This is a genomic window from Dissulfurirhabdus thermomarina (assembly GCF_012979235.1).
In the GTDB taxonomy this organism is placed as follows: Bacteria; Desulfobacterota; Dissulfuribacteria; order Dissulfuribacterales; family Dissulfurirhabdaceae; genus Dissulfurirhabdus; species Dissulfurirhabdus thermomarina.
The window spans coordinates 1-847 of sequence record NZ_JAATWC010000022.1; the positions used below are offsets into that span (position 1 = coordinate 1).

Below are 847 nucleotides of genomic sequence, written 5' to 3' on the forward strand. Positions count from 1 at the left end.
CGATTACATGCCCGCCCTCCACCCCTGAAAAGAAAAAGGCGATTAAGGAACAAATCCCAACCGCCTTTTGTTCACCAGAGAACAGAACCTTCCTTTCTTGAGATCATGAAGAATTGCCCGGTTTTTTCTTCTTGAAAGTTGACCAAATCAGCAAGCTACCCATCAAAATAGTAAATAAGCCAATCGGGATATTGAATCCTGTAAGGTCGATTATCACGCCATGTCGACTATCATAAAAAACTGGATCAAAACAAATTCCAGCCCCGAATATAATCAGTGAAATACCTAATATTGCGAAAAAGAACTTATTCATTATTTCTATTATTTCGAGCAGTTATCTACTGGTGCGTCTTGGATCCAATCAGAAACCCTGTCAATCGCTTCATCTATTGCATATCTTGTTGCGGAACCAGCATATCCGGCAGGACTTGGAGGCGGAGGACCTGGCATAACAAATCCTTCCAAAAATTCACCAATTGCGGGCAAGTATGGCCCAAGTCGATATGCAGCAGCAGTTCCAGCAGCTACAATAGCCGGACCGTATACATAACCGACAAGAACGGTTCCTGAGACCAAAAATTGTCCCGTCGGGTCTACGTAATTAATCGGATTATTGCCAACATACCCATACAAATTCAACCCACCAGCCAACCCAATCGGGTCCGGACTCAGATATCTTCCAGTACTCGGATCATAATATCTGTGCCAATTGTAGTGGAGGCCCGTCTCCTCGTCCAGGTACTGCCCCGGAAAGACCAGGGCCTGGCGCACCCGGCCCCCGTGCCGGCGGCGGGCGCCGAAGGCCGCGTAGTCGTACCGCACCGCCTGCCTCCCCTCCGCGTCCGTG

At 48.5% G+C, this 847-nt stretch carries 1 protein-coding gene; it reads right to left on the reverse strand.

The window, feature by feature from the left end; genetic code table 11:
- Window positions 1–321: 321 nt before the first annotated feature.
- Window positions 322–822, reverse strand: a complete 501-nt coding sequence (locus HCU62_RS12945) for an RHS repeat-associated core domain-containing protein (RefSeq protein ID WP_163300005.1) — start codon at window positions 820–822, stop codon at window positions 322–324.
- Between the last annotated feature and the right edge of the window lie 25 nt (window positions 823–847).